This window comes from Streptomyces sp. NPDC002004 (assembly GCF_053593975.1).
On sequence record NZ_JBSFDP010000012.1, the window covers coordinates 172,083 to 190,518 of the forward strand.

General features: G+C 69.9%; 13 protein-coding genes and 3 pseudogenes. 2 read left to right on the plus strand and 14 right to left on the minus strand.

Annotation, left to right across the window (positions count from 1 at the left end; all coding sequences use genetic code 11):
* A pseudogene (locus ACWCP6_RS20350) lies at positions 1–952 on the minus strand (hypothetical protein); the annotation flags it as partial.
* 289 nt (positions 953–1,241) lie between these two features.
* Positions 1,242–2,432, minus strand: a complete 1,191-nt coding sequence (locus ACWCP6_RS20355; protein ID WP_450933854.1) for a cytochrome P450 — start codon at positions 2,430–2,432, stop codon at positions 1,242–1,244.
* Positions 2,433–2,630: 198 nt separating this feature from the next.
* Here ACWCP6_RS20355 and ACWCP6_RS20360 point away from each other — a divergent pair, with 198 nt between their 5' ends.
* On the plus strand, positions 2,631–3,290 hold the full coding sequence (locus ACWCP6_RS20360; protein ID WP_450933855.1) for a helix-turn-helix domain-containing protein: 660 nt from the start codon (positions 2,631–2,633) through the stop codon (positions 3,288–3,290).
* A 210-nt stretch (positions 3,291–3,500) separates the two neighbouring features.
* Here the strand turns inward: ACWCP6_RS20360 and ACWCP6_RS20365 are convergent.
* The 5 genes and pseudogenes from ACWCP6_RS20365 to ACWCP6_RS20385 all read right to left on the minus strand — a co-directional run.
* A pseudogene (locus ACWCP6_RS20365) lies at positions 3,501–3,822 on the minus strand (sigma factor); the annotation flags it as partial.
* Positions 3,819–4,757 carry an NAD-dependent epimerase/dehydratase family protein gene (locus ACWCP6_RS20370; protein WP_450933888.1) on the minus strand — a complete coding sequence of 313 codons (939 nt, stop codon included), beginning with the start codon at positions 4,755–4,757 and terminating at the stop codon, positions 3,819–3,821. The pseudogene ACWCP6_RS20365 and the gene ACWCP6_RS20370, both read right to left, overlap by 4 nt.
* 298 nt (positions 4,758–5,055) lie before the next feature.
* Positions 5,056–5,643: a hypothetical protein gene (locus ACWCP6_RS20375; RefSeq protein WP_450933856.1), complete on the minus strand. Its 588-nt coding sequence runs from the start codon at positions 5,641–5,643 to the stop codon at positions 5,056–5,058.
* A gap of 190 nt (positions 5,644–5,833) precedes the next feature.
* Positions 5,834–6,583 (minus strand): polysaccharide deacetylase family protein, encoded by a 750-nt coding sequence (locus tag ACWCP6_RS20380; RefSeq protein ID WP_450933857.1) that lies wholly within the window; start codon positions 6,581–6,583, stop codon positions 5,834–5,836.
* 8 nt (positions 6,584–6,591) lie between these two features.
* Positions 6,592–6,831: a hypothetical protein gene (locus ACWCP6_RS20385; protein WP_450933858.1), complete on the minus strand. Its 240-nt coding sequence runs from the start codon at positions 6,829–6,831 to the stop codon at positions 6,592–6,594.
* Positions 6,832–7,042: 211 nt separating this feature from the next.
* On the opposite strand from ACWCP6_RS20385, the gene ACWCP6_RS20390 reads away from it, so the two are divergent.
* Complete coding sequence (locus ACWCP6_RS20390; protein WP_450933891.1) at positions 7,043–7,561, plus strand: hypothetical protein; 519 nt, start codon at positions 7,043–7,045, stop codon at positions 7,559–7,561.
* Here ACWCP6_RS20390 and ACWCP6_RS20395 read toward each other — a convergent pair.
* The 7 genes and pseudogenes from ACWCP6_RS20395 to ACWCP6_RS20425 form a co-directional block, all read right to left on the minus strand.
* Positions 7,517–8,344: pseudogene (locus tag ACWCP6_RS20395) on the minus strand (phosphorothioated DNA-binding restriction endonuclease); the annotation flags it as partial. The gene ACWCP6_RS20390 and the pseudogene ACWCP6_RS20395 overlap by 45 nt on opposite strands.
* Before the next feature lie 266 nt (positions 8,345–8,610).
* Complete coding sequence (locus ACWCP6_RS20400) at positions 8,611–9,213, minus strand: sarcosine oxidase subunit gamma (RefSeq protein ID WP_450933859.1); 603 nt, start codon at positions 9,211–9,213, stop codon at positions 8,611–8,613.
* Positions 9,206–12,433 (minus strand): sarcosine oxidase subunit delta family protein, encoded by a 3,228-nt coding sequence (locus ACWCP6_RS20405; protein ID WP_450933860.1) that lies wholly within the window; start codon positions 12,431–12,433, stop codon positions 9,206–9,208. The genes ACWCP6_RS20400 and ACWCP6_RS20405 overlap by 8 nt, the downstream gene beginning before the upstream one ends.
* 11 nt (positions 12,434–12,444) lie before the next feature.
* Complete coding sequence (locus ACWCP6_RS20410) at positions 12,445–13,677, minus strand: sarcosine oxidase subunit beta family protein (RefSeq protein WP_450933861.1); 1,233 nt, start codon at positions 13,675–13,677, stop codon at positions 12,445–12,447.
* Complete coding sequence (gene glyA, locus ACWCP6_RS20415) at positions 13,674–14,960, minus strand: serine hydroxymethyltransferase (RefSeq protein ID WP_450933862.1); 1,287 nt, start codon at positions 14,958–14,960, stop codon at positions 13,674–13,676. Before glyA ends, ACWCP6_RS20410 begins: the two co-directional genes overlap by 4 nt.
* Positions 14,957–15,817 (minus strand): bifunctional methylenetetrahydrofolate dehydrogenase/methenyltetrahydrofolate cyclohydrolase, encoded by an 861-nt coding sequence (locus ACWCP6_RS20420; protein ID WP_450933863.1) that lies wholly within the window; start codon positions 15,815–15,817, stop codon positions 14,957–14,959. Before ACWCP6_RS20420 ends, glyA begins: the two co-directional genes overlap by 4 nt.
* A 60-nt stretch (positions 15,818–15,877) precedes the next feature.
* The gene (locus tag ACWCP6_RS20425) at positions 15,878–18,316 is read right to left on the minus strand and encodes a GcvT family protein (RefSeq protein WP_450933864.1); all 2,439 of its coding nucleotides are present in this window, start codon (positions 18,314–18,316) and stop codon (positions 15,878–15,880) included.
* Positions 18,317–18,436 lie beyond the last annotated feature (120 nt).

Sequence of the window (18,436 nt, forward strand, 5' to 3'; positions counted from 1 at the left end):
AACCACCTGAGCCGGAACCACCGTCGGTACCGCCGCCGCCGTCCCCGCCATTGCTTCCGCCCGAGTCGCCACCACTCGAACCACCGGAACCCGAACCACCGGAAGTGGAGCCGCCCGAAGCAGCACCACCCGAGTCCGTCCCGCCGGAGCTCGGACCACCCGAGCTCGTACCGCCGGAAGCCGTGCCGCCCGCACTCGAACCTCCGTCCGTGCCCCCGTCGGCGCCGCCCGTCGAACCACCCGAACCGGTGCCACCGCCGGCCCTGCCCCCAGTACCCCCGTCACTCCCGCCGGCCGATCCGCCGCCCCTTCCGCATGACGAGTCGGTGATGGTGCAGACCGTGTTGTGGAGGCCGTCGGCGACGTAGCGGGATACCCCACCGGTCACCAGAGCCAGGATGATCAGTACGACGATCACGATCAGGCCCAGGTACTCCACGGCCGTCTGTCCCCGATCGCGCCGCCGGTAGAGCATGCGCGAGAAGGAGAACCGGGAAAGCGCCGCACGAAGGCCGCGCCAGTTCCCTGTCCGTACCGGCACTGCGAACCACATCCGGCTCTCCGGCCTGGTGAGGAACGCCAGGATCAGCACCGGCAGCAGCAGCTGGCTCAGGCCGAGGAGCGACCCGGCGGCGAGGTTGAGCAGACTGCCCGCGATCAACCACATCTGCAGAGCGATCAGACCGCCCCAGACACGTCTGCCACCTCGGGGAATGCGCCACAACAGCACCCAGGACAGGACGCCCGGCGCGGCCGCGTACAACGCCAGTGCGAACAGCCCCGGAGCCATCGCCTGGTCGGCGACGGCCGCACCGATCACCCCTAAGGAGCCCACCACCGTGAAGGCGAACAGCACGTGCAGCAGAACGCGTACAGCCTTGAGCGAGGATGGCCAAGTGTCGTGGTCGCCCGTGTATTTGGGGGCACTGGTGCGCGTGACGCCGGTAAGCATGTGAAGCCCGAGCCGCGACAAGCGACTCACCAACCTCTCGTGAGTGCGAGTGAACTGACTGGTGCTCACACGCCACGAGTGCGTCCCCCGGGAGCACCCGCCACGCTAGGCCCGCCCCCGGGCCCAGGGACAGGGTCCCAGGGCCTACCCTGGGCCCAAGTCGGCCCATAAGACACGAACAGGGCCCGGACTCAGGACCCGGCGAGCAGCGCCCGGCGTTCACTGCGCTCACCTGGTGGGCATGGCCACCGGCGGCTGTGCAGGAGATTCCGCAGAAATCTGTGCGTGGTCACACGTCCCAGGTGACCGGGAGGCTCTTCACCCCGTAGATGTCCGCGGTCTCCGGGCGCAGGCCAACTTCTTCAGCCGGCACAGCCAGGCGCAACGTGGGGAAGCGGTTGATCAGAGCGCGGAGGGCGATCCGCATTTCGATGCGAGCCAGTTGCTGGCCCAGGCACAGGTGGATGCCGTGGCCGAAGGCGAGATGTCCGCCGTCCTGCCGGTGGAGGTCGAGGACGTGGGGATCGGTGAAGCGCTCGGCGTCGCGGTTGGCGGTGTTGTACGACAGGACGACCGTCGTGCCGGCCTCGATGGTCTGGCCGCCCACCTCGACGTCCACCAGCGCCGTCCTCATGAACGTCTTGGCGACGCTCAGATACCGCAGCAGCTCTTCCACGGCCTGGTCGGTGAGCGCGGGGTCGGCGCGCAGTGCAGCCAGTTGCGTCGGGTTCTGCAGCAGCGCGAAGGTGCCGAGGGACAGCATGTTCGCGGTGGTGTCGAACCCGGCCGCCAGCAGGATCAGGCTGATCCCCTGCAGCTCCTCATCGGTCAGGTCGCTGTCGGTGAGTTCGCTGAGCACGTCGTCGGTGGGGTTCGCGCGCTTGGCGGCGACCAGCTGTGCGAGGTAGTTCTGGGTCGCGGTGTAGGCCGCCATCAGGTCCTCGTCGGTCGTCTCCCCGTTCATGAACTTGTCGATCTGTTCCTGGAATGAGTCCCGGTCCTGATACGGCACCCCCAGCAGCTCACAGATGATGATGGTGGGAATGGGCTTGGCGAACGCGGTCACCAGGTCCGCCGGCGGCCCAGTCTTCTCCATGGCGTCCAGACAGTCGGTGGTGATCTGCTCGATGCGTTCGGTGAGCAGTCGCATCCGCCGTGCGGTGAACTTGCCCACCAGCGGTTTCCGGTAACGCCCGTGCTGTGGTTCGTCCATGAGGAGGAACTCGCCGGGCGGCGCCGGAGGGATCTCGAAGTCGACCACGTTCAGGAGCTCTTTGCGCGAGCTGAACCTCGAGTCGGCCAGGATCGACCTGACCAGGTCGTATCCGGTGATCAGCCAGCCGGGCTTCCCGCCGGGGTGGGTGTAACGGCTGATGGGGCCGTGGCGTCGGGCGTCGATCAGCTCCGCCGGCGGATCGAAGGGGCAGCCGGGCTGACGCGCCGTCGGCAGCGTCGTGACGGTGTGCAGGGATTCACCCATGACTCTTCCTCATCTCGCAACTGCAGGCGTTTGAAGCAACTCGAAAGCTACGTTGCATTCAGCCTGACGTCAATCAGAGGAAGTGCATATCCCCAGGTCACCGGAGGCCAATTGATGCAATGACGCTGCACGCGAATGCAACGCCGCGTTGCAATGAATGGCGCCGAAGGCAATACTGACGGCATGCCAGGAGGGCGCATGACCCAGCAGGACCGCCAGCGCATCGCGGCCGGACTCGCCGACGGGCTCTCCTACGCCGAGATCGCCAGGCGGCTCGAGAGGCCGACCTCGACGATCAGCCGGGAGATCGCGCGCAACGGCGGCCCCGCCGACTACCGGCCCCAGCAGGCGCACCAGGCGACATCCCAGCGGGCGCGGCGCAGCACACCGACACCCCCATACGCGGCCACACCGCCGGTCGACGCGGCGGCGCAGGAGATCGTCGAGGTGGCGGTCAGGACGGGGTTGCCGAGGATGACAGCGCGTGTGCACGTCGACCTGTTGCTGTCCGAGGACGGCAGGCGCACCGCAGCCGAGCTGACCCGCAGGTTGCAGGTCAGCCCGGCCTCCATCTCCACGGCCGTGAACTACCTGGTCCAGAACGGGTATGTCCGCCGCGAGCGCAATCCGCAACGGCGCCACGACGTCTACGTACTCGACGACGAGGCCTGGTACCACTCGATCGTGATCGGCTCGGAACAGACGCTCCGGACGGCGAAGACCGCGACGGCGGCGGCGGAGGCCTTGGGGCCCGACAGCCCCGTGCGGCAGCGGCTGGTCAAAGCAGGCACTTTCCTGGAGCGGGTCATCCAGGACATGACAGAGTCGGCCGACCGCTGGCGAACCCTCCTGTTGTGACGGGTGTCCGCCGAGCCACCCGGAGAGCCGGCGGTGGGTGCCGCGATGACCTCAGCGCCAGGTACCCCTGGACCCGACAGGCCGGTCGGGCCGCGTGGCACCGCGGGGACGATTTCCTACGGACCCGCCGAGTTCGTGGCGAGCGCTTCCCGCCGGATCCACTGGAGCAGGGTGGGGTTGTCGACGGTGGTGATGACGCCGACGGTGCTGCGACACCGAGTCGGCCAGCTCGGCCGAGCGCTCGGGGTCCTGGTACGGATCGGCAAGCAGCGGCTCGGGGAACCAGGGCCCGACGTACTCCTCACGCCGGACGCGGGCCGAGTGCAGCACGTTGATCGAGATGCGGGTGACCACGGCGGACAGGAACGCCTTGGCCGACGTGGGGGATGTCGGGGACGCCTCGTAACGCAGCCAGGTCTCCTGGACGACGTCCTCGGCCTCGGTCACGCTGCCCAGGATCCGGTACGCGATCGAGAACAGCAGCGGCCGCAGCCCCCTCGAACTCCTCGGCCTTCCCGGTCTTCTCGGTCACGCCAGCTCCTCCGCGAAGCCCTGCCGCCACGACGGATGGCGCAACTGCCAGCCGAGCTCGCGCTTGGCCTTGACGTTGGAGAAGCCGCGGCCCTCGGTCATCATCACCACCGCCTGGTCGCCGGCCAGCAGCCGGGCCAGCCACACCGGGAGACGCATCGGCCGCTTCGCTCCCGCGCATGCCGCCAGATGGGGCAGCCACTCACTTGCCGGGGCCGGTTCGTCGTCGACGATGTTGTACACGCCTCCCGCCTTCTGCTCCACGGCCAGCACGGTGGCGCTCGCCGCGTCGTCGAGATGCACCCACGAGCTGTGGCCCGTGCCCCGCCCGATGAGCGGGTACTGCCGCTTGCGGACCAGCTCGACCTGGTCGTCGATGGCGCCCGGACCGTAGAACGCGCCGTACCGCAGGAACGCGCCACCGGCCCGCAGAACCCTGTCCTCGGCGTACCCCAACGTCTCCAGGCCCGCCTGCGCCGCCGTACCCTCCAGCACGTCCAGCGGGTCCTGCTCCGTCTTCACCCACCCGCCCTCGCGGATACCGTTCCAGGAGGCGTAGCCCTGCGCGACGACATGGGACACCCCGGTCGCCTCGGCCGCCGCCAGCAGGTGGTCCGTGCCTTCCCTGCGCAGCCGGTTGGTGAGGGCGAACCAACGGTCCGGGTGCTTGATGTCGGGCTTGCCGGCGTGTCCCAGGGAGATGGCGGTCATCTGGTGCACGATCACTTCCGGCCGGGCCTTGGCCACCGCCTCCCCCACCGACGCCGCATCCAGCCCGTTCATCACCACCCCGTCCGCGCCCAGCCGCGCCACCAGGCCCAGCTTCGCCGCGCTCGTCGTGGTGGCCGTCACCTGATGGCCACGCGCGAGGAGCTGCGGCACCAGCCGCCGCCCCAGGACCCCCGTCCCGCCTGCCACGAACACCCGCATGACCATCACCCTCCTGACGTGAACTTCTTCCTTCACCTCACGAGACAAGCCAGCCCGGCCATTTGTGACATGGATCGGAAGACCGTATGCGGAAAGCGCCCTCCTGGGGCCAACGCCGCCAGCAGGCTGCCCCGGTGCGCGCCCTCGGCGCCGGGGAAACGGGCCCTGGTGTCACCGCGGCTCACCCCGGAAGCCGAGGTACGTGTCTCTGGGTCACTGGCCCTTCCGTGGCGACCGCTGCCCGGACGCCCTCACCCTGAGACGCTCAGGCCTCCGGGGCAAGCCGGCAGGAGACGTAACCGGTTCATGCGACCCGCTCCGGTCGGGTCGCATTGCGCCGGGCGGTGGCGGACGGCGATGCTGCCACGAGGACCAGAAAGCCACCCATGGCGTGGAAGAGCGCGGCCGCCGAGGCAAAGACGCGAGCCTGGGCCTTGGTGGCCGCGCGATACTCGTCCTCACTGAGCGCAACCCGCTCGCTGCGCAGCTCCGTGTTGTTCCATCGGGTGTAGTAGTAGCCCCCATGTCCGTCTGCCTTGGCGTCCTGCGCCACACCCCCAGTCGCGACGGCCAGCAGCATTGCGGCGAAGACCACCGCGTAGAAACACTTCAGACCGGTCGGCAGGGTCCATATGAAGCGGAACATCCGGCGGCCGTTCGCCCTCCCGAGCAAGGCCCTGGCTCCCTCGGAGAACAAGGCCCGCGGCAGGGCGGCACCGAAGACCGGGAAGACCGCGACCAGTACGGCGCCCACTGCCGCGAAGGGGACGCTGTCCGGTCCGGGCAGCCAGGTTGCCGCGGCGAGCAGCAGCGACAACACGCACAGTGCCCAGGCCAGTACGACGTGGACACGGCCGGTGCGAGACAGCCCGGACAGCTCCACCCGGTCCATGTCGTGCTCCTCCCCCACGTGTGCCGCTGCCTTCCCTCCGGCAGCGGCACACAGCATCGCGTGGCCCGGCGCCAGGCGGAAGGCCCCGCACCGGCTCCCTGCCCGCTGACGCGGATGCACCCACAAGCCCCGTGGACGCATGACAGCGGCCTGCGCCGACAAGAACTGCCGGCATGAGGCCGGACCGCGGTCAGGGGCGATAGACCTTGCCGGGTTGGGGATGAGCCGGTGACATCAGTTGGGGAACGGTCACGAAGGTGTAGCCCTGGCGTCGTAGTGCGCTGATGATCTCCGGCACTGCGGGGATGGTGCCGGCGTAGCGCTCGTGAAGCAGGATGATGCCGTCGCGCTTGGTCTGGTCGAGGACCCGCTTCTTGATCAGGGCTGTGTCGGTGGTCGCAAAGTCCTTCGCGGTGACGCTCCACAGGATCTGGGAGAGACCCAGGCCCTTCATGACCTTCGAAACGTCGTCGTTGGTGCTCCCACCCGGCGGGCGCATGAGAGTGGGAGCCTTGCCGGTAGCCTTCCGGATGTCGTCCTGAACAGGCTTTATTTCGGCCCGGATTTCATCCGGGCTCAGCTTGGTCAGATCCTTGTGGGACCAGGTGTGGTTCGCAATCTCGTGTCCTTCCCTGGCCATGCGGCGCACCGTTTCGGGGTACTTGGCCGTATGCCCCTTTCCTTGCAGGAAGAACGTGGCGTGCACCTTTTCCTTTTTCAGGATGTCGAGGAGCTTGGGAGTCGGGGCACTGGGACCGCCATCGAAGGTGAGGGCCACGCACTTGGCCGTGGTGCAGTCGATGGGACTGCCGTGCTTGTTGCCCACGGCAGCCTTGTTGCGGGCATCCGCGGGTGATGTGACGCCGGTGAGGGTGCTGCAGGCGGTGAGGGCGACGGCCAGGACGGCGGCCGCGCCCACGGCGAGGGTGGTGCGGTTCATGGTGCCGATCACCGGTCCGTGGCGTCGGCAGTGACGCGCAGGGGTCGCAGGCTGCGGTGCAGTGTGATCCCGAAAGCGAGGACACCCGCGAGCAGCAGGACGATCTGACTCGGTGTGGGACCTAGGACGTAGGAGAGCAGGCCGGTCAGGCGGGAGGCCAGCGGCAGGCTCCCGGCCATGGTCAGGATGCCGATCACGAGTGCGGCCGCGGCGAGCAGCGGGCGCAGAATCACGGGCGTACGGTTCATATCTGTTTCCTCACGAGGTGAACGACTGCGTCAGGGAACACGTTAGGAATCGCTGCAGCGCTTTCCTTCGGCAGAAAGTAGGCGACGTGCAAGTGTCGAAAGGATGAGCCGCGGAGGGTACCTATACTTTGGTATAGACGTGGGCGCAGACAGCGGGGTTGCGTGTTCGTGTGCAGTCGGGGGCGTTTTCCGCGCCGTATGCTGGCGCGCCATGGAATGGGGAAGGACGGAGCACGCCCGGCGGGCCGTTGACCTGTTGGTCGCGGCCGGGAGCGCGACGTTGTGCGTGACGGTGAACTTCGCGCAGGCACGCGGTCTGTCGGTGTATCCGTGGCTCGCGTCGCCTTTCGTCCCCACGCCGCGGCTGGAGGGCCTTCTCCCCTGGGGCATGGCGGGCTTCGTGCGGGAAGGGATGGTGCCGGCGGCCGGAAGTGCGCTACTTCTGTGGCGCCGCAGGTGGCCCGTGGCAATCGCCGTGGTCCTGGTCATCGCGGCAACCCTGATGCCGCTCATTCCCGCTGCGCTGGCCGCCCTGTTCACCGTCGCCTCCATGCGCCCGGCCCGGACCACCGTGGCCGTCACGGCACTGGCCCTGCTGCCGATGCCCCTCTATCCGGCTCTGTACGCCTCCCCTTCTCCGGACACGCTGGCCACCACGATGACCGGCGGCGTCCTGGTCGGGGCCGCGGTGGGCTGGGGACTGTTCCTGCGCGGGCTGCACGACGCGTGATCCTGCATGCGCTATGACGTGCTCGCGGGCGGCGGGGCTGTGGCCGACGAAGAGCTGCGAGACCAGGATCTGGTGACCGTCTCCGACACCGAGGACGCCCTTGTCGAAGAGCTTGTGGTGCAGCGAGCACAGGCACAGGCCGTTCTCGACGTCGTCGGGCCCGTCGAACGCCCACCAGCGCACGTGGGCGGCCTCAAGTCCGACCGGCACCGCGCCGATCCTGCCGTCGTAACCGCAAAAGGCGCACTGGTACTCGTAGGCAGTCAGCACCAGCTCCCGCACCCGCCGGTCCCGCTGCCTGCGCGCCGTCGAAGGCTGTTCGGTCTCCGCCGGCTCCAGTTGCAAGCCGACGGCTTCGCACAGCTCACTGTGGAGAGAAGGCGGAAAGTGCACATCGAGCAGCGATCGCGCGATCTTGCCGAGCAGCTGCGGTTCGCGTCGCAGCGCTGCTCTCAAGTCCGCCGCAAGTCTCCCCGTGGCACCCGTCTCCCTCAGATCCCGCACTCCGCTTCCGGGGCTGCCGGGCCCACGATCGGTGCGCACCTCCCAAACTCCGTCGCTGACCAGGTGGTGGAAGGGGTAGGCAGGCGTCGTAGGGTTCGGCGGGCCGTACTCGGTCAGCAGCCGCTGCAGGTCCTGCTCCACCGCGCTGTATCGCAGGCCACCATCCGCATCCTCCTGGAACCGGCCGAGCGCATACAGGAGCAGCAGCGGCTTGTGCGGAGCACGGGTCCCGTTCCTGGTCCACTGCCTCAACTTCGCGGCCCGCTGCACCCAGTCCATAGCCGTGATCGTAGAGGCCCTCCCAGGAGTCTGACGTGGGCGAGGCCCGTAAGCCCCGTCCTGCGGCGATTGAAAGCGGTCGGGCGCTGACTACGTGGTGGCCGAGAGGCCTGCCGCGCCCGGCCGGGCGGCCGAGCGGCCGGTGCGGAGCTGCGGCTGCTGCGCGCCGCCACCGTCTCGGCGTGCCGTTCCTTCGCGGCGTGGAGGCCGACCCGGGCCAGGTCAACGCCGCTGAGCTGCGGGAATGCGCACCCCGTTGAGCTGGCTCACACGTATTCCGTCGCCGCGTCCAGCAACCAGTCCGTCAGGTAGCCGGCGAAGGACGAACGGACCAGTACCCAGAATCCGGCTCTGGGCTCGTCACGGGAGACCAGCACGATCTGGGCGCGGCCCAGGGTGGTCTGGGCGCAGCGTCCGGCCCCGAAGACGCGCGGGTGCAGGTCCAGTGGGCAACCGTGGGACAGCAGGTCGCGGGCGCGGGGGCCCGCGACGAGAAGTGTGGTGCGCTGGGCCGAGACGTCGGTGACGGACACCGGTTCGTCCGCGGCGGCCGAGCGGATCCGGCTCTCCAGGTCCCGCTGGGTCCCGGGCCGGCCCACCAACAGCCATTCGTCCGGGCCTAGCCACAGCGCGGTCAACTCACCGGCCTGTACGACAGTGTTGGGTTCGAGGGGCAGGGGGAGGTCCAAGGCGAGTCCGACGGCGTCCGCCGCCGCCCCCTTGGCGTCCAGGCGGACGTTGACCTGGGCCAGGAAGGGCAGTTCGGCCAGTCGGACCGCGCCGCGGGACGATCGCGTCGCGGCGGCCATGTGGTGGGCGGCGCGCGCCAGGGGGCTGCGGCGCTGTGCGGTCAGGGCGGTGTCAGCCATCGCGGCGGGCTCCCTCGGGGTCGTAGAGGACGGGGCTGGCGACGGTCACCGGAACCAGCCGGTCGCCCACGGGGGCGTACAACCGCTCGCCGATGCGCTCCCGGCCGCCCTTGACCAAGGCGAGCGCGAACGTCCGGCCGAGGGCCGCACTGCGGTAGCTGGAAGTGACATGGCCGAGCATCGGGACGGGCGGGGCCGGAAGCACGCTGTCGGTGACCAGGTGCGTGCCCTCGGGGAGGAAGGCGACCGGATCCTCGGGGAGCAGGCCGACCAGGTGCTTGCGGTCGGGGCGGACGGTGTCGGCGCGGGCGTAGGAGCGCTTGCCGATGAAGTCGGGCTTCTTCTTGGACACCGCCCAGCTCATGCCGAGGTCCTGAGGCGTCACCGTACCGTCGGTGTCCTGGCCGATGATCGGGTAGCCCTTCTCCGCCCGCAGGACGTGCATCGTCTCGGTGCCGTAGGGGGTGATGCCGTACTGGGCACCGGTCTCGTACAGCGCCTCCCAGAGGGCGAGGGCCTCCCATGGCGACACGTTGATTTCGTAGGCCAGTTCGCCGGAGAAGCTGATCCGGCACACCCGCGCGTCGATGTCGGCAACGGTCGTCTCGCGCCAGGCCATGAACGGGAAGTCGTCGTTGGCCACGGCCAGTTGGGGTGCGAGTGCGCCGAGGACATCGCGGGAGCGCGGGCCGACCAGGGCAACGGTGGCCCACTGCTCGGTCACGGACGTGCAGTGGACCCTCAGTTCCGGCCACTCCGTCTGCAGCCACTCCTCCATCCAGTCCAGTACGGCGGCCGCGTTGCCCGTGGTCGTGGTGACCAGGAAGCGGTCCTGGGCGAGGCGGATGACGGTGCCGTCGTCGAAGACCATGCCGTCGAGGCGGCACATCACGCCGTAGCGGATCATGCCGACCTTCAGGGTGCTCATCATGTTGGTGTAGACCCGGTCGAGGAAGACGGCGGCGTCCGGACCCTGAACGTCGATCTTGCCGAGAGTTGAGGCGTCCATGAACGCGACGCCCTCGCGGGCGGCTGCGCACTCGCGCAGCACCGCGGCCTCCATGTCCTCGCCGTCCTGCGGGTAGTACCAGGGCCGCTTCCACTGACCGACGTTTTCGAACAGGGCGCCGTGCGCGAGATGCCACTCGTGCAGGGCCGTCGTGCGGACCGGGTCGTGCAGGGCCCCGCGGTCGCGGCCCGCGAGCGTGGCGAAGGACACCGGAGTGTACGGCGGCCGGAACGTGGTCGTGCCGAGCGCCGAGACGTCCACGCCGAGCAGTTCGGCGACGACGCCACTGGCCAGGACGCCGGAGGTCTTGCCCTGGTCGTTGGCCGTGCCGGCCGTGGTGTAGCGCTTGGTGTGCTCGACCGAGCGCATACCGGCGCCGGTTGCCCGGGCCAAGTCGTCGACGGTGACGTCGCGTTGGAGGTCGACGAAACGCGGGGCGCCTTCCCGGCCCGGGACGGCGAAGACCTGCATGGGTGGCGTCTGCGGCTGCGCGGCCACCTGCGGGAGGTGGGGCGTCCGGGGGGTGTAGCCCTCGGCCTCGATCGCGCGGGCGCCGGCGGCTGCCCCCTGCGTGAGGACCCGGGCCAGGTCGAGGACGCCGCTTGCGCCGCCCACGACCTCGACCGCCTGGCGGCAGGTGTCGGGGATGAAGGAGCCGAGCTCCTCGTCGTAGCGCAGTTTGCCGCCCGCCTGGCTGAACAGATGCGCCACCGGGTTCCAGCCGCCGGAGACCAGGAGCAGATCGGCGGTGAACTCCCGCTGCCCCGTGGGCTGTCCGTACGGCGCGACGGTCACGGCGGTCAGTCGCGTGTCGCCCTCCGTGCCGGTGACGGCATGCCCCGTCAGCACCTCGATGCCGGCCGCCCGGGCACGCTCCGCCCACTCCCCCGGCTTGCTGCGGGTGTCGACGATCGCCGTGATGTCCACGCCCGCCGCGGTGAGGTCCAGTGCTGCCGCGTAGGCGCTGTCGTTGGTGGTGAAGACGACGGCGTGGCGGCCGGGCAGGACACCGTACCGGTTGACGTAGGCGCGGGCCGAGGCAGCCAGCATCACACCGGGGCGGTCGTTGTCCGCGAAGGCGAGTGACCGCTCGTGGGCGCCGGTGCCGAGGACGACGCGACTGGCGCGGATGCGCCAGACACGCTCGCGGGAGACATTGTCCGGGGCCTCGGTGCCGAGGTGGTTGGTGCGGCGCTCGACGGCGAGGAGGTGGTTGTCGTCGTAGTGGCCGAAGACGGTGGTCCGGCGCAGCACGCGCACATCGGGAGCGGCGTCGAGCTGCGCGCCGGTCGCGTCGACCCAGTCGAGGAGTTCGCCTGTGCCGAGGAGGCTGCCGCCGAGTTCCGGCTGGTCGTCGGCGACGATGACGCGTGCTCCGCTGCGGGCGGCGACTGCCGCCGCGGCGAGGCCCGCCGGTCCCGCGCCGACCACGAGCAGGTCGCAGTGGGCGTGTACGGCGTCGTAGCGGGCCGGGTCCGGTTCGGTGGCGAGGCGTCCCTGTCCGGGCAGGCTGCTCGCCGCCAGGCCGTCGTAGAGCTCGACGGTCGTCGCGGGCAGCATGGGCTCCGGGAAGGGCGCCTCGATCTGGACGACGGCGTTGGGCTCTTCCACGCCGGCCGAGAAGATGCCGCGCGGGCGGCCGAGCTTGATGCTGGTGCCGGCCTGGATGACCCCGTTGGCCAGGAGGGCGGAGGCGAGGGTGTCGCCTCGGTAGCCCTGGTATTCGGTGCCGTCGAAGGTGAAGCGCACAGGGTGGCCGCGGTCGACCCGACCACCTGCCGACAGCCGGAACGGTTGACCCGGGACGCCCACCGCAGCGGACACCGGCTTCGATGCCGGCCGAGGGCCGGTGGTCGTGGACCGCCCTTCGGGCTCGGCCTCGAACTCCCCCAGAGGGGGGACCCCCAGACGGGCTGGAATCACCGGACGCGGCTCAGCCGCTTCCGGACGCTCATCCCCCGCCCGGTACACGGCGAGGATCACGTTCGTCGCCGTGTCCCGCACCGCGTTGAACCAGCGGCGGCAGCCCGCCGCATGGCTCCAGCGCTCGGCGAACGGGCCCTTCGGGTTGTCGCGGAAGAAGAGGTAGCGGGCCCACTCCTCGTCGGTCAGGGCCGCCGGGTCCTCCGGATAAGGCACGTGTGCCTGGCCGCCGTAGTGGAACTCGGCCTCGTCGCGCGGCCCGCACCACGGGCAGGGGATGAGCAGCATGGTTCGGCTCCCTAGTGGGCCACCGCGGCCGCGCCGTGCTCGTCGACGAGCGCGCCGGTGGTGAAACGGTCGAGCGAGAAGGGGGCGTTGAGGGGGTGAGGGGTGTCGTGGGCGATGGTGTGGGCGTACACCCAGCCGACGCCCGGGGTGGCCTTGAACCCGCCCGTGCCCCAGCCACAGTTGACATAGAGGTTGTCGACGGGGGTGAGTCCGACGATGGGCGAGGCATCGGGGCTGACGTCGACGATGCCGCCCCAGGTGCGCAGCACGTGGGCGCGGGCGAAGACGGGGAAGAGTTCGAGGGCGGCGGACATCTGCTCTTCGATGATGTGGAAGGCGCCGCGCTGCGTGTAGGAGTTGTACGAGTCGATGCCCGCGCCCATCACCAGCTCGCCCTTGTGCGCCTGGCTGACGTACACATGGACCGCGTTGGACATGACGACCGTCGGGTGCACGGGTTGCAGCAGTTCGGAGACGAGTGCCTGCAACGGGTGGCTCTGCAGCGGGAGTTCGATGCCCGCCATCGCCGCCAGCACCGAGGTGTGTCCGGCCGAGCAGAGCGCCACCTTGCCCGCCGCGATCGGGCCCCGTGTGGTCTGGACTCCGACCACCCGGCCGCCGGTGATGTCCAGGCCGGTGACCTCGCAGTTCTGGATGATGTCGATGCCTGCGGCGTCGGCCGAGCGGGCCAGGCCCCAGGCGACGTGGTCGTGCTTGGCGATGCCGGCCCGCGGCTGGTAGGTACCGCCCATGACCGGATAGCGCACGTCCGCAGAGATGTTGACGATCGGACAGACTTCCCTGACCTGCTCGGCGTCGAGCCATTCCGCGTCCACGCCGTTCAGGCGGTTCGCCTCGACGCGGCGCACGCTGTCGCGGACGTCCTGAAGGCTGTGGGCGAGGTTGAGCACCCCGCGCTGGGAGAAGAGGATCGGGTAGTCGAGCTCCTCCGCCAGTCCCTCCCACAGCTTGAGCGCGTGCTCGTAGATGCCGGCGCTTTCGTCCCAGAGGTAGTTGGAGCGGATGATGGTGGTGTTGCGGGCCATGTTGCCGCCCGCCAGCCAGCCCTTCTCCAGCACGGCGACGTTGGTGATGCCGTGGTTCTTCGCCAGATAGTGGGCGGTGGCGAGGCCGTGTCCGCCGCCACCGACGACGATCACGTCGTACGACCGCTTCGGTTCGGGCGTGCGCCACAGCCAGTCGGGGTGTTCGGGGAGTTCGGCGCCGGGGGTGCGGGGGCTCATCGGGTGTCTCCTGAAGAACCTGAGAGGTGCGGGTAGAGCGGGTGCTTCGCCGCCAGTGCCTCGGTGCGGGCGCGCAGGGCGGCGATGTCGGGCTCGGGCCGGAGCGCCAGCGCGATCACATCGGCGACCTCGGCGAAGTCCTCGTCGGTGAAGCCTCGGGTGGCCAGGGCCGGGGTGCCGATGCGCAGGCCCGAAGTGACCATGGGCGGGCGCGGGTCGAAGGGCACGGCGTTGCGGTTGACGGTGATGCCGATCCCGTGGAGCAGGTCCTCGGCCTGCCTGCCGTCCAGTTCGGAGTCGCGGAGGTCGACCAGGACCAGATGGACGTCCGTACCGCCGGTCAGCACCTTCACCCCGGCGGCGGCCGCGTCCGGGCGGGTGAGGCGTTCGGCGAGGATACGGGCGCCGGCGAGGGTACGGGTCTGGCGCTCGGCGAACGCGGGCGAGGCGGCGATCTTGAAGGAGACGGCCTTCGCGGCGATGACGTGCTCCAGCGGACCGCCCTGCATACCGGGGAACACCGCTGAGTTGATCTTCTTGGCGAGGTCGGCATCGTTGGTGAGGATGACCCCGCCACGCGGGCCGCCGAGCGTCTTGTGGGTCGTCGTGGTGGTGACGTGGGCGTGTGGGACGGGGTTGGGGTGCAGCCCGGCGGCGACCAGGCCCGCGAAGTGCGCCATGTCGACCATGAGGAGGGCGCCCACCTCGTCGGCGATCCGCCGGAAGGCCGCGAAGTCCAGCTGCCTGGGGTACGCCGACCAGCCCGCGATGATCATCTTGGGACGGTGTTCCTTGGCGAGCCGCTCCACCTCGTCCAGGTCGACGAGGTTGTCCGCCTCGGACACGTGGTACGGCACGACGTTGAGCATCCTGCCGCTGTAGTTGATGCGCATGCCGTGGGTGAGGTGCCCGCCGTGCGCGAGGTCGAGGCCGAGGATGGTGTCGCCGGGCTGGAGCAGTGCGAAGAAGACAGCCGTGTTCGCCTGGGCACCCGAGTGCGGCTGAACGTTGGCGAAGCCCGCACCGAAGAGGTACTTGATCCGCTCGATGGCGAGCCGCTCGGTGACATCGACGTGCTCGCAGCCGCCGTAGTAGCGACGGCCCGGGTAGCCCTCGGCGTACTTGTTGGTGAGGACCGAGCCCTGTGCCTCCATCACCGCGGAGGGCGCGAAGTTCTCGGAGGCGATCATTTCGAGGGTGGACTGCTGGCGGTGCAGTTCGGCCTGCAGCGCGGCGTGGACCTCGGGGTCCAGGTCCGCCAGGGGTGTGGTCAGCGCGTTCATACGGCGTTCGCGTTCCTCTCGGCGGCCTCGACGACATTGGCGAGCAGCATGGCCCGGGTCATGGGGCCCACGCCCCCGGGCATGGGCGCGAGCCATCCGGCGACCGTGGCGGCCTCCGGGTGCACGTCGCCGACCAGCCCGTGCTCGGTGCGGGTGATGCCGACGTCCAGGACCGCCGCGCCGGGGCGCAGCATGTCCTTGGTGATCAGTCCGGGCGAGCCGGCGGCCGCGATGACGATCTCCGCCTCGCGCAGGTGCCAGGCCAGGCCCTTGGTTCCGGTGTGACAAAGGGTGACGGTGGCGTTCTCCGACCTGCGGGTGAGCAGGAGGCCGATGGGCCGTCCCACGGTGATGCCGCGTCCGATCACGCACACACGGGCTCCGGCGAGCGGCACCTCGTACCGGCGCAGCAGTTCGACGATGCCGCGCGGGGTGCAGGGCAGCGGGGCCTCGACGCCGAGGGCGAGCCGGCCGAGGTTGACGGGGTGCAGCCCGTCGGCGTCCTTGGCCGGGTCCATGCGTTCCAGTACGGCGTTGGCGTCCAGGTGGCGCGGAAGCGGGAGCTGGACGATGTAGCCGGTGCAGGCCGGGTCGGCGTTGAGTTCGTCGATGACGTCCTCGACCTGCTGCTGGCCGGCGTCGGCGGGCAGTTCGCGGCGGATGGAGGCTATGCCCACCTGCGCGCAGTCGCGGTGCTTGCCTGCGACGTAGGCGCGGCTGCCCGGGTCGTCGCCGACGAGGACGGTGCCGAGTCCCGGCGGGCGGCCGCCGCTCGCGGTCAACTTGGCCACGCGCTCGGCCAGTTCGCGGCGGACGTCGGCGGCGGTCGCCTTGCCGTCGAGCAGTTCTGCGGTCATCGGCGGTGCTCCTTCCGTCGTTGACGCTGTGTCCTGGCCACGGAGGCGGGACATGGTGTCCTAGCCACGGAGGCGGGACATGCTGGGGTCGAACAGGGGCTCCGCGGCGACGACCGCCTCGACGCGTCGGCCGAAGTAGCCGATGTGCACGGTGGTGCCGGGCGTGGTGAGTTCCGTGGGCAGCCACGCGTAGGCGATGCCCTTGCCGATCGTGTAGCCGTAGGCGGCGCTGGTGACGTAGCCGACCGCGTCGTCGCCGTCGTACACCGGTTCCTTGCCCATGACGACAGCCTGCGGGTCGTCGATGGTGAGGCAGGTGAGCCTGCGCCGTACGTCGGCCCTGCGCCGCTCCAGCGCCGCCTTGCCGATGAAGTCGTCCTTGTCGAGCTTGACGGCGAAGCCGACGCCGGCCTCGTAGGGGTCGTGCTCGAAGGTCATGTCGGTGCCGAAGGAGCGGTAGCCCTTCTCCAGGCGGAGGCTGTTGAAGGCGCCGCGGCCGGCGACGATGCCGCCCAGCGGCTCGGCCGCCTGCCACAGGGTGTCCCACAGTTTCCGGCCCAGGTCGGCGGTGGTGTACAGCTCCCAGCCCAGCTCGCCGACGTACGACAGGCGCATCGCCGTCACCGGGACGCTGCCGACGTGGGCGCGCTTGGCCCGGAAGTACTTCAGGCCGTCCCCCGAGAAGTCCGCGTCCGTGAGGGGCTGGAGGACCTTGCGGGCGAGCGGGCCCCACAGGCCGATGCAGCAGGTGCCGGGGGTGATGTCGCGAACCTGGACCGAGCCGTCGGCGGGGAGGTGACGGGCGAACCAGTCGAGGTCCAGGTTGCCGTTGGCGCCGACCTGGAACAGGTCGCGGGCGAGTCGGGCGACGGTGACATCACTGCGGATGCCGCCGTTGTGGTCGAGGAGGAGGGTGTACGTCACCGAGCCGACGGACTTGGCGACCTTGCCGGTGCACAGCCGCTCCAGGAAGGCGGCGGCGCCCGATCCGCTGACCTCCAGCCGCTTCAGGGCCGTCATGTCGTACATCGCGACGGTCTCACGGGTGGCCTGTGCCTCGGCGCCGACGATCGGCGACCAGTACTGGGCGGCCCAGTCGTTGGGGGTCGGGATGGAGCGGCCCTCGACGAGGGAGGCGTTGGCCTCGTACCACTGCGGGCGCTCCCAGCCGGCCGCCTCCAGGAAGACGGCGCCCTGCTCCTGTTGGCGGGCGTGGAAGGGGCTGGTGCGGATCGGGCGCGGCTTCCCGGACGGCTGGAGGGGGTGGAGGATGTCGTAGACCTCGACGAAATTCTGGCAGTCGCGGGCCAGCACGTACTCCGGGGCCAGCTGGTGCGGCTCGAAGCGGTTGACGTCGCACTCGTGCAGGTCGAAGGACGAGCAGTGGCCGTCGACCAGCCATTCGGCCATGGCTCGCCCGACGCCTGCGGAGTGGGTGACCCAGACGGCCTCGGCGACCCAGAAGCCCTTGAGGTCCGGGGACTCGCCGAGCAGCGGAAAGTTGTCGGTGGTGAAGGAGAACAGGCCGTTGATGCCCTCCTCGACCTTGGCGTCCCTGGTCGCGGGGAGCAGGGACCGGGTTTCGGTCCAGGCGTCCGCGAAGTCGTCCTCGGTGAACTTCAGGACCGACGGCATCGCCTCGGCCTCGTCCACGGAGAGGATGTCGTCGGCGGAGATGGGCATCGGGCGGTGGCCGTAGTAGCCGATGCCCAGGGTGTCGAAGCGGTCGCGGTAGTAGAGGTCGGCGTCCTGATGGCGCAGGATCGGGCGCACCGCCTCCTCGGTCTGGCCGGCGAGGGCCGGCACCGGGCCGGTCCAGGCGAGCTGGTGGGCGAGCGGTGTGAGCGGGAGGTTCATGCCGGCCATGCGGGCGATCTTCGGGCCCCAGATGCCGGCGCAGCACACGACGATCTCCGCGGGGATCTCGCCCTGGTCGGTGAGCACTCCGGTGACGCGGCCCTCGCTCTGCTGGACGTCGAGGACCTCGTGGCGGGCCAGGAAGCGCACACCGCGCTCGGTGGCCCGACGGATCTGCGCCTCGACGGCGAGGACGGCCTTGGCAAGGCCGTCCGTCGGGACCAGGAGGCCGCCGAGGACCCTGTCCCGGTTGACCAGCGGGTGCTGCGCGACGCAATCCTCGGGGCTCAGCAGCCGGGCCTCGATGCCCCAGGCGGTGATCCAGCCGTGGCGACGGTGGAGTTCGGTCAGCCGCTCCGGGGTGGTGGCCACTTCGAGGCCGCCGACCTGCAGGAAGCAAGGACTGCCGTCCACGTCGAGGGAACAGAACTTCTCGACGGTGTAACGGGCCAGTTCGGTCATGGTCTTGGAGGAGTTCGTCTGGAAGACCAGGCCCGGGGCGTGGGACGAGGATCCCCCGGTGGCAGGGAGCGGGCCCTGGTCGACCACGGTCACTTCGGTCCAGCCTCGGGCGGAGATCTCGTCGGCGAGAGCCGCTCCCACGACGCCCGCTCCGATGATGACCACTCGGGGTCCCGCCATCGCCGCACCTCCGAATCGAACCGGCCCAGCCGGTTCAGTTGCTGTCTGCGCAACATGCTTCAGGTTGCGCAACTCAATGTGCCCGTCCCGGGGAGGGGGTGTCAAGAGGTCCGTGGCGTC

Excerpts from the sequence above, each read along its gene's own strand:
- ACWCP6_RS20360 (WP_450933855.1), top strand. The coding sequence starts at position 2,631 with ATGACCCAGCAGGACCGCCAGCGCATCGCGGCCGGACTCGCCGACGGG.
- ACWCP6_RS20400 (WP_450933859.1), bottom strand. The coding sequence starts at position 9,213 with ATGGCTGACACCGCCCTGACCGCACAGCGCCGCAGCCCCCTGGCGCGC.
- ACWCP6_RS20390 (WP_450933891.1), top strand. The coding sequence starts at position 7,043 with ATGGAATGGGGAAGGACGGAGCACGCCCGGCGGGCCGTTGACCTGTTG.
- ACWCP6_RS20375 (WP_450933856.1), bottom strand. The coding sequence starts at position 5,643 with ATGGACCGGGTGGAGCTGTCCGGGCTGTCTCGCACCGGCCGTGTCCAC.
- ACWCP6_RS20425 (WP_450933864.1), bottom strand. The coding sequence starts at position 18,316 with ATGGCGGGACCCCGAGTGGTCATCATCGGAGCGGGCGTCGTGGGAGCG.
- ACWCP6_RS20380 (WP_450933857.1), bottom strand. The coding sequence starts at position 6,583 with ATGAACCGCACCACCCTCGCCGTGGGCGCGGCCGCCGTCCTGGCCGTC.
- ACWCP6_RS20410 (WP_450933861.1), bottom strand. The coding sequence starts at position 13,677 with ATGAGCCCCCGCACCCCCGGCGCCGAACTCCCCGAACACCCCGACTGG.
- ACWCP6_RS20355 (WP_450933854.1), bottom strand. The coding sequence starts at position 2,432 with ATGGGTGAATCCCTGCACACCGTCACGACGCTGCCGACGGCGCGTCAG.
- glyA (WP_450933862.1), bottom strand. The coding sequence starts at position 14,960 with ATGAACGCGCTGACCACACCCCTGGCGGACCTGGACCCCGAGGTCCAC.
- ACWCP6_RS20420 (WP_450933863.1), bottom strand. The coding sequence starts at position 15,817 with ATGACCGCAGAACTGCTCGACGGCAAGGCGACCGCCGCCGACGTCCGC.
- ACWCP6_RS20385 (WP_450933858.1), bottom strand. The coding sequence starts at position 6,831 with ATGAACCGTACGCCCGTGATTCTGCGCCCGCTGCTCGCCGCGGCCGCA.
- ACWCP6_RS20370 (WP_450933888.1), bottom strand. The coding sequence starts at position 4,757 with ATGGTCATGCGGGTGTTCGTGGCAGGCGGGACGGGGGTCCTGGGGCGG.
- ACWCP6_RS20405 (WP_450933860.1), bottom strand. The coding sequence starts at position 12,433 with ATGCTGCTCATCCCCTGCCCGTGGTGCGGGCCGCGCGACGAGGCCGAG.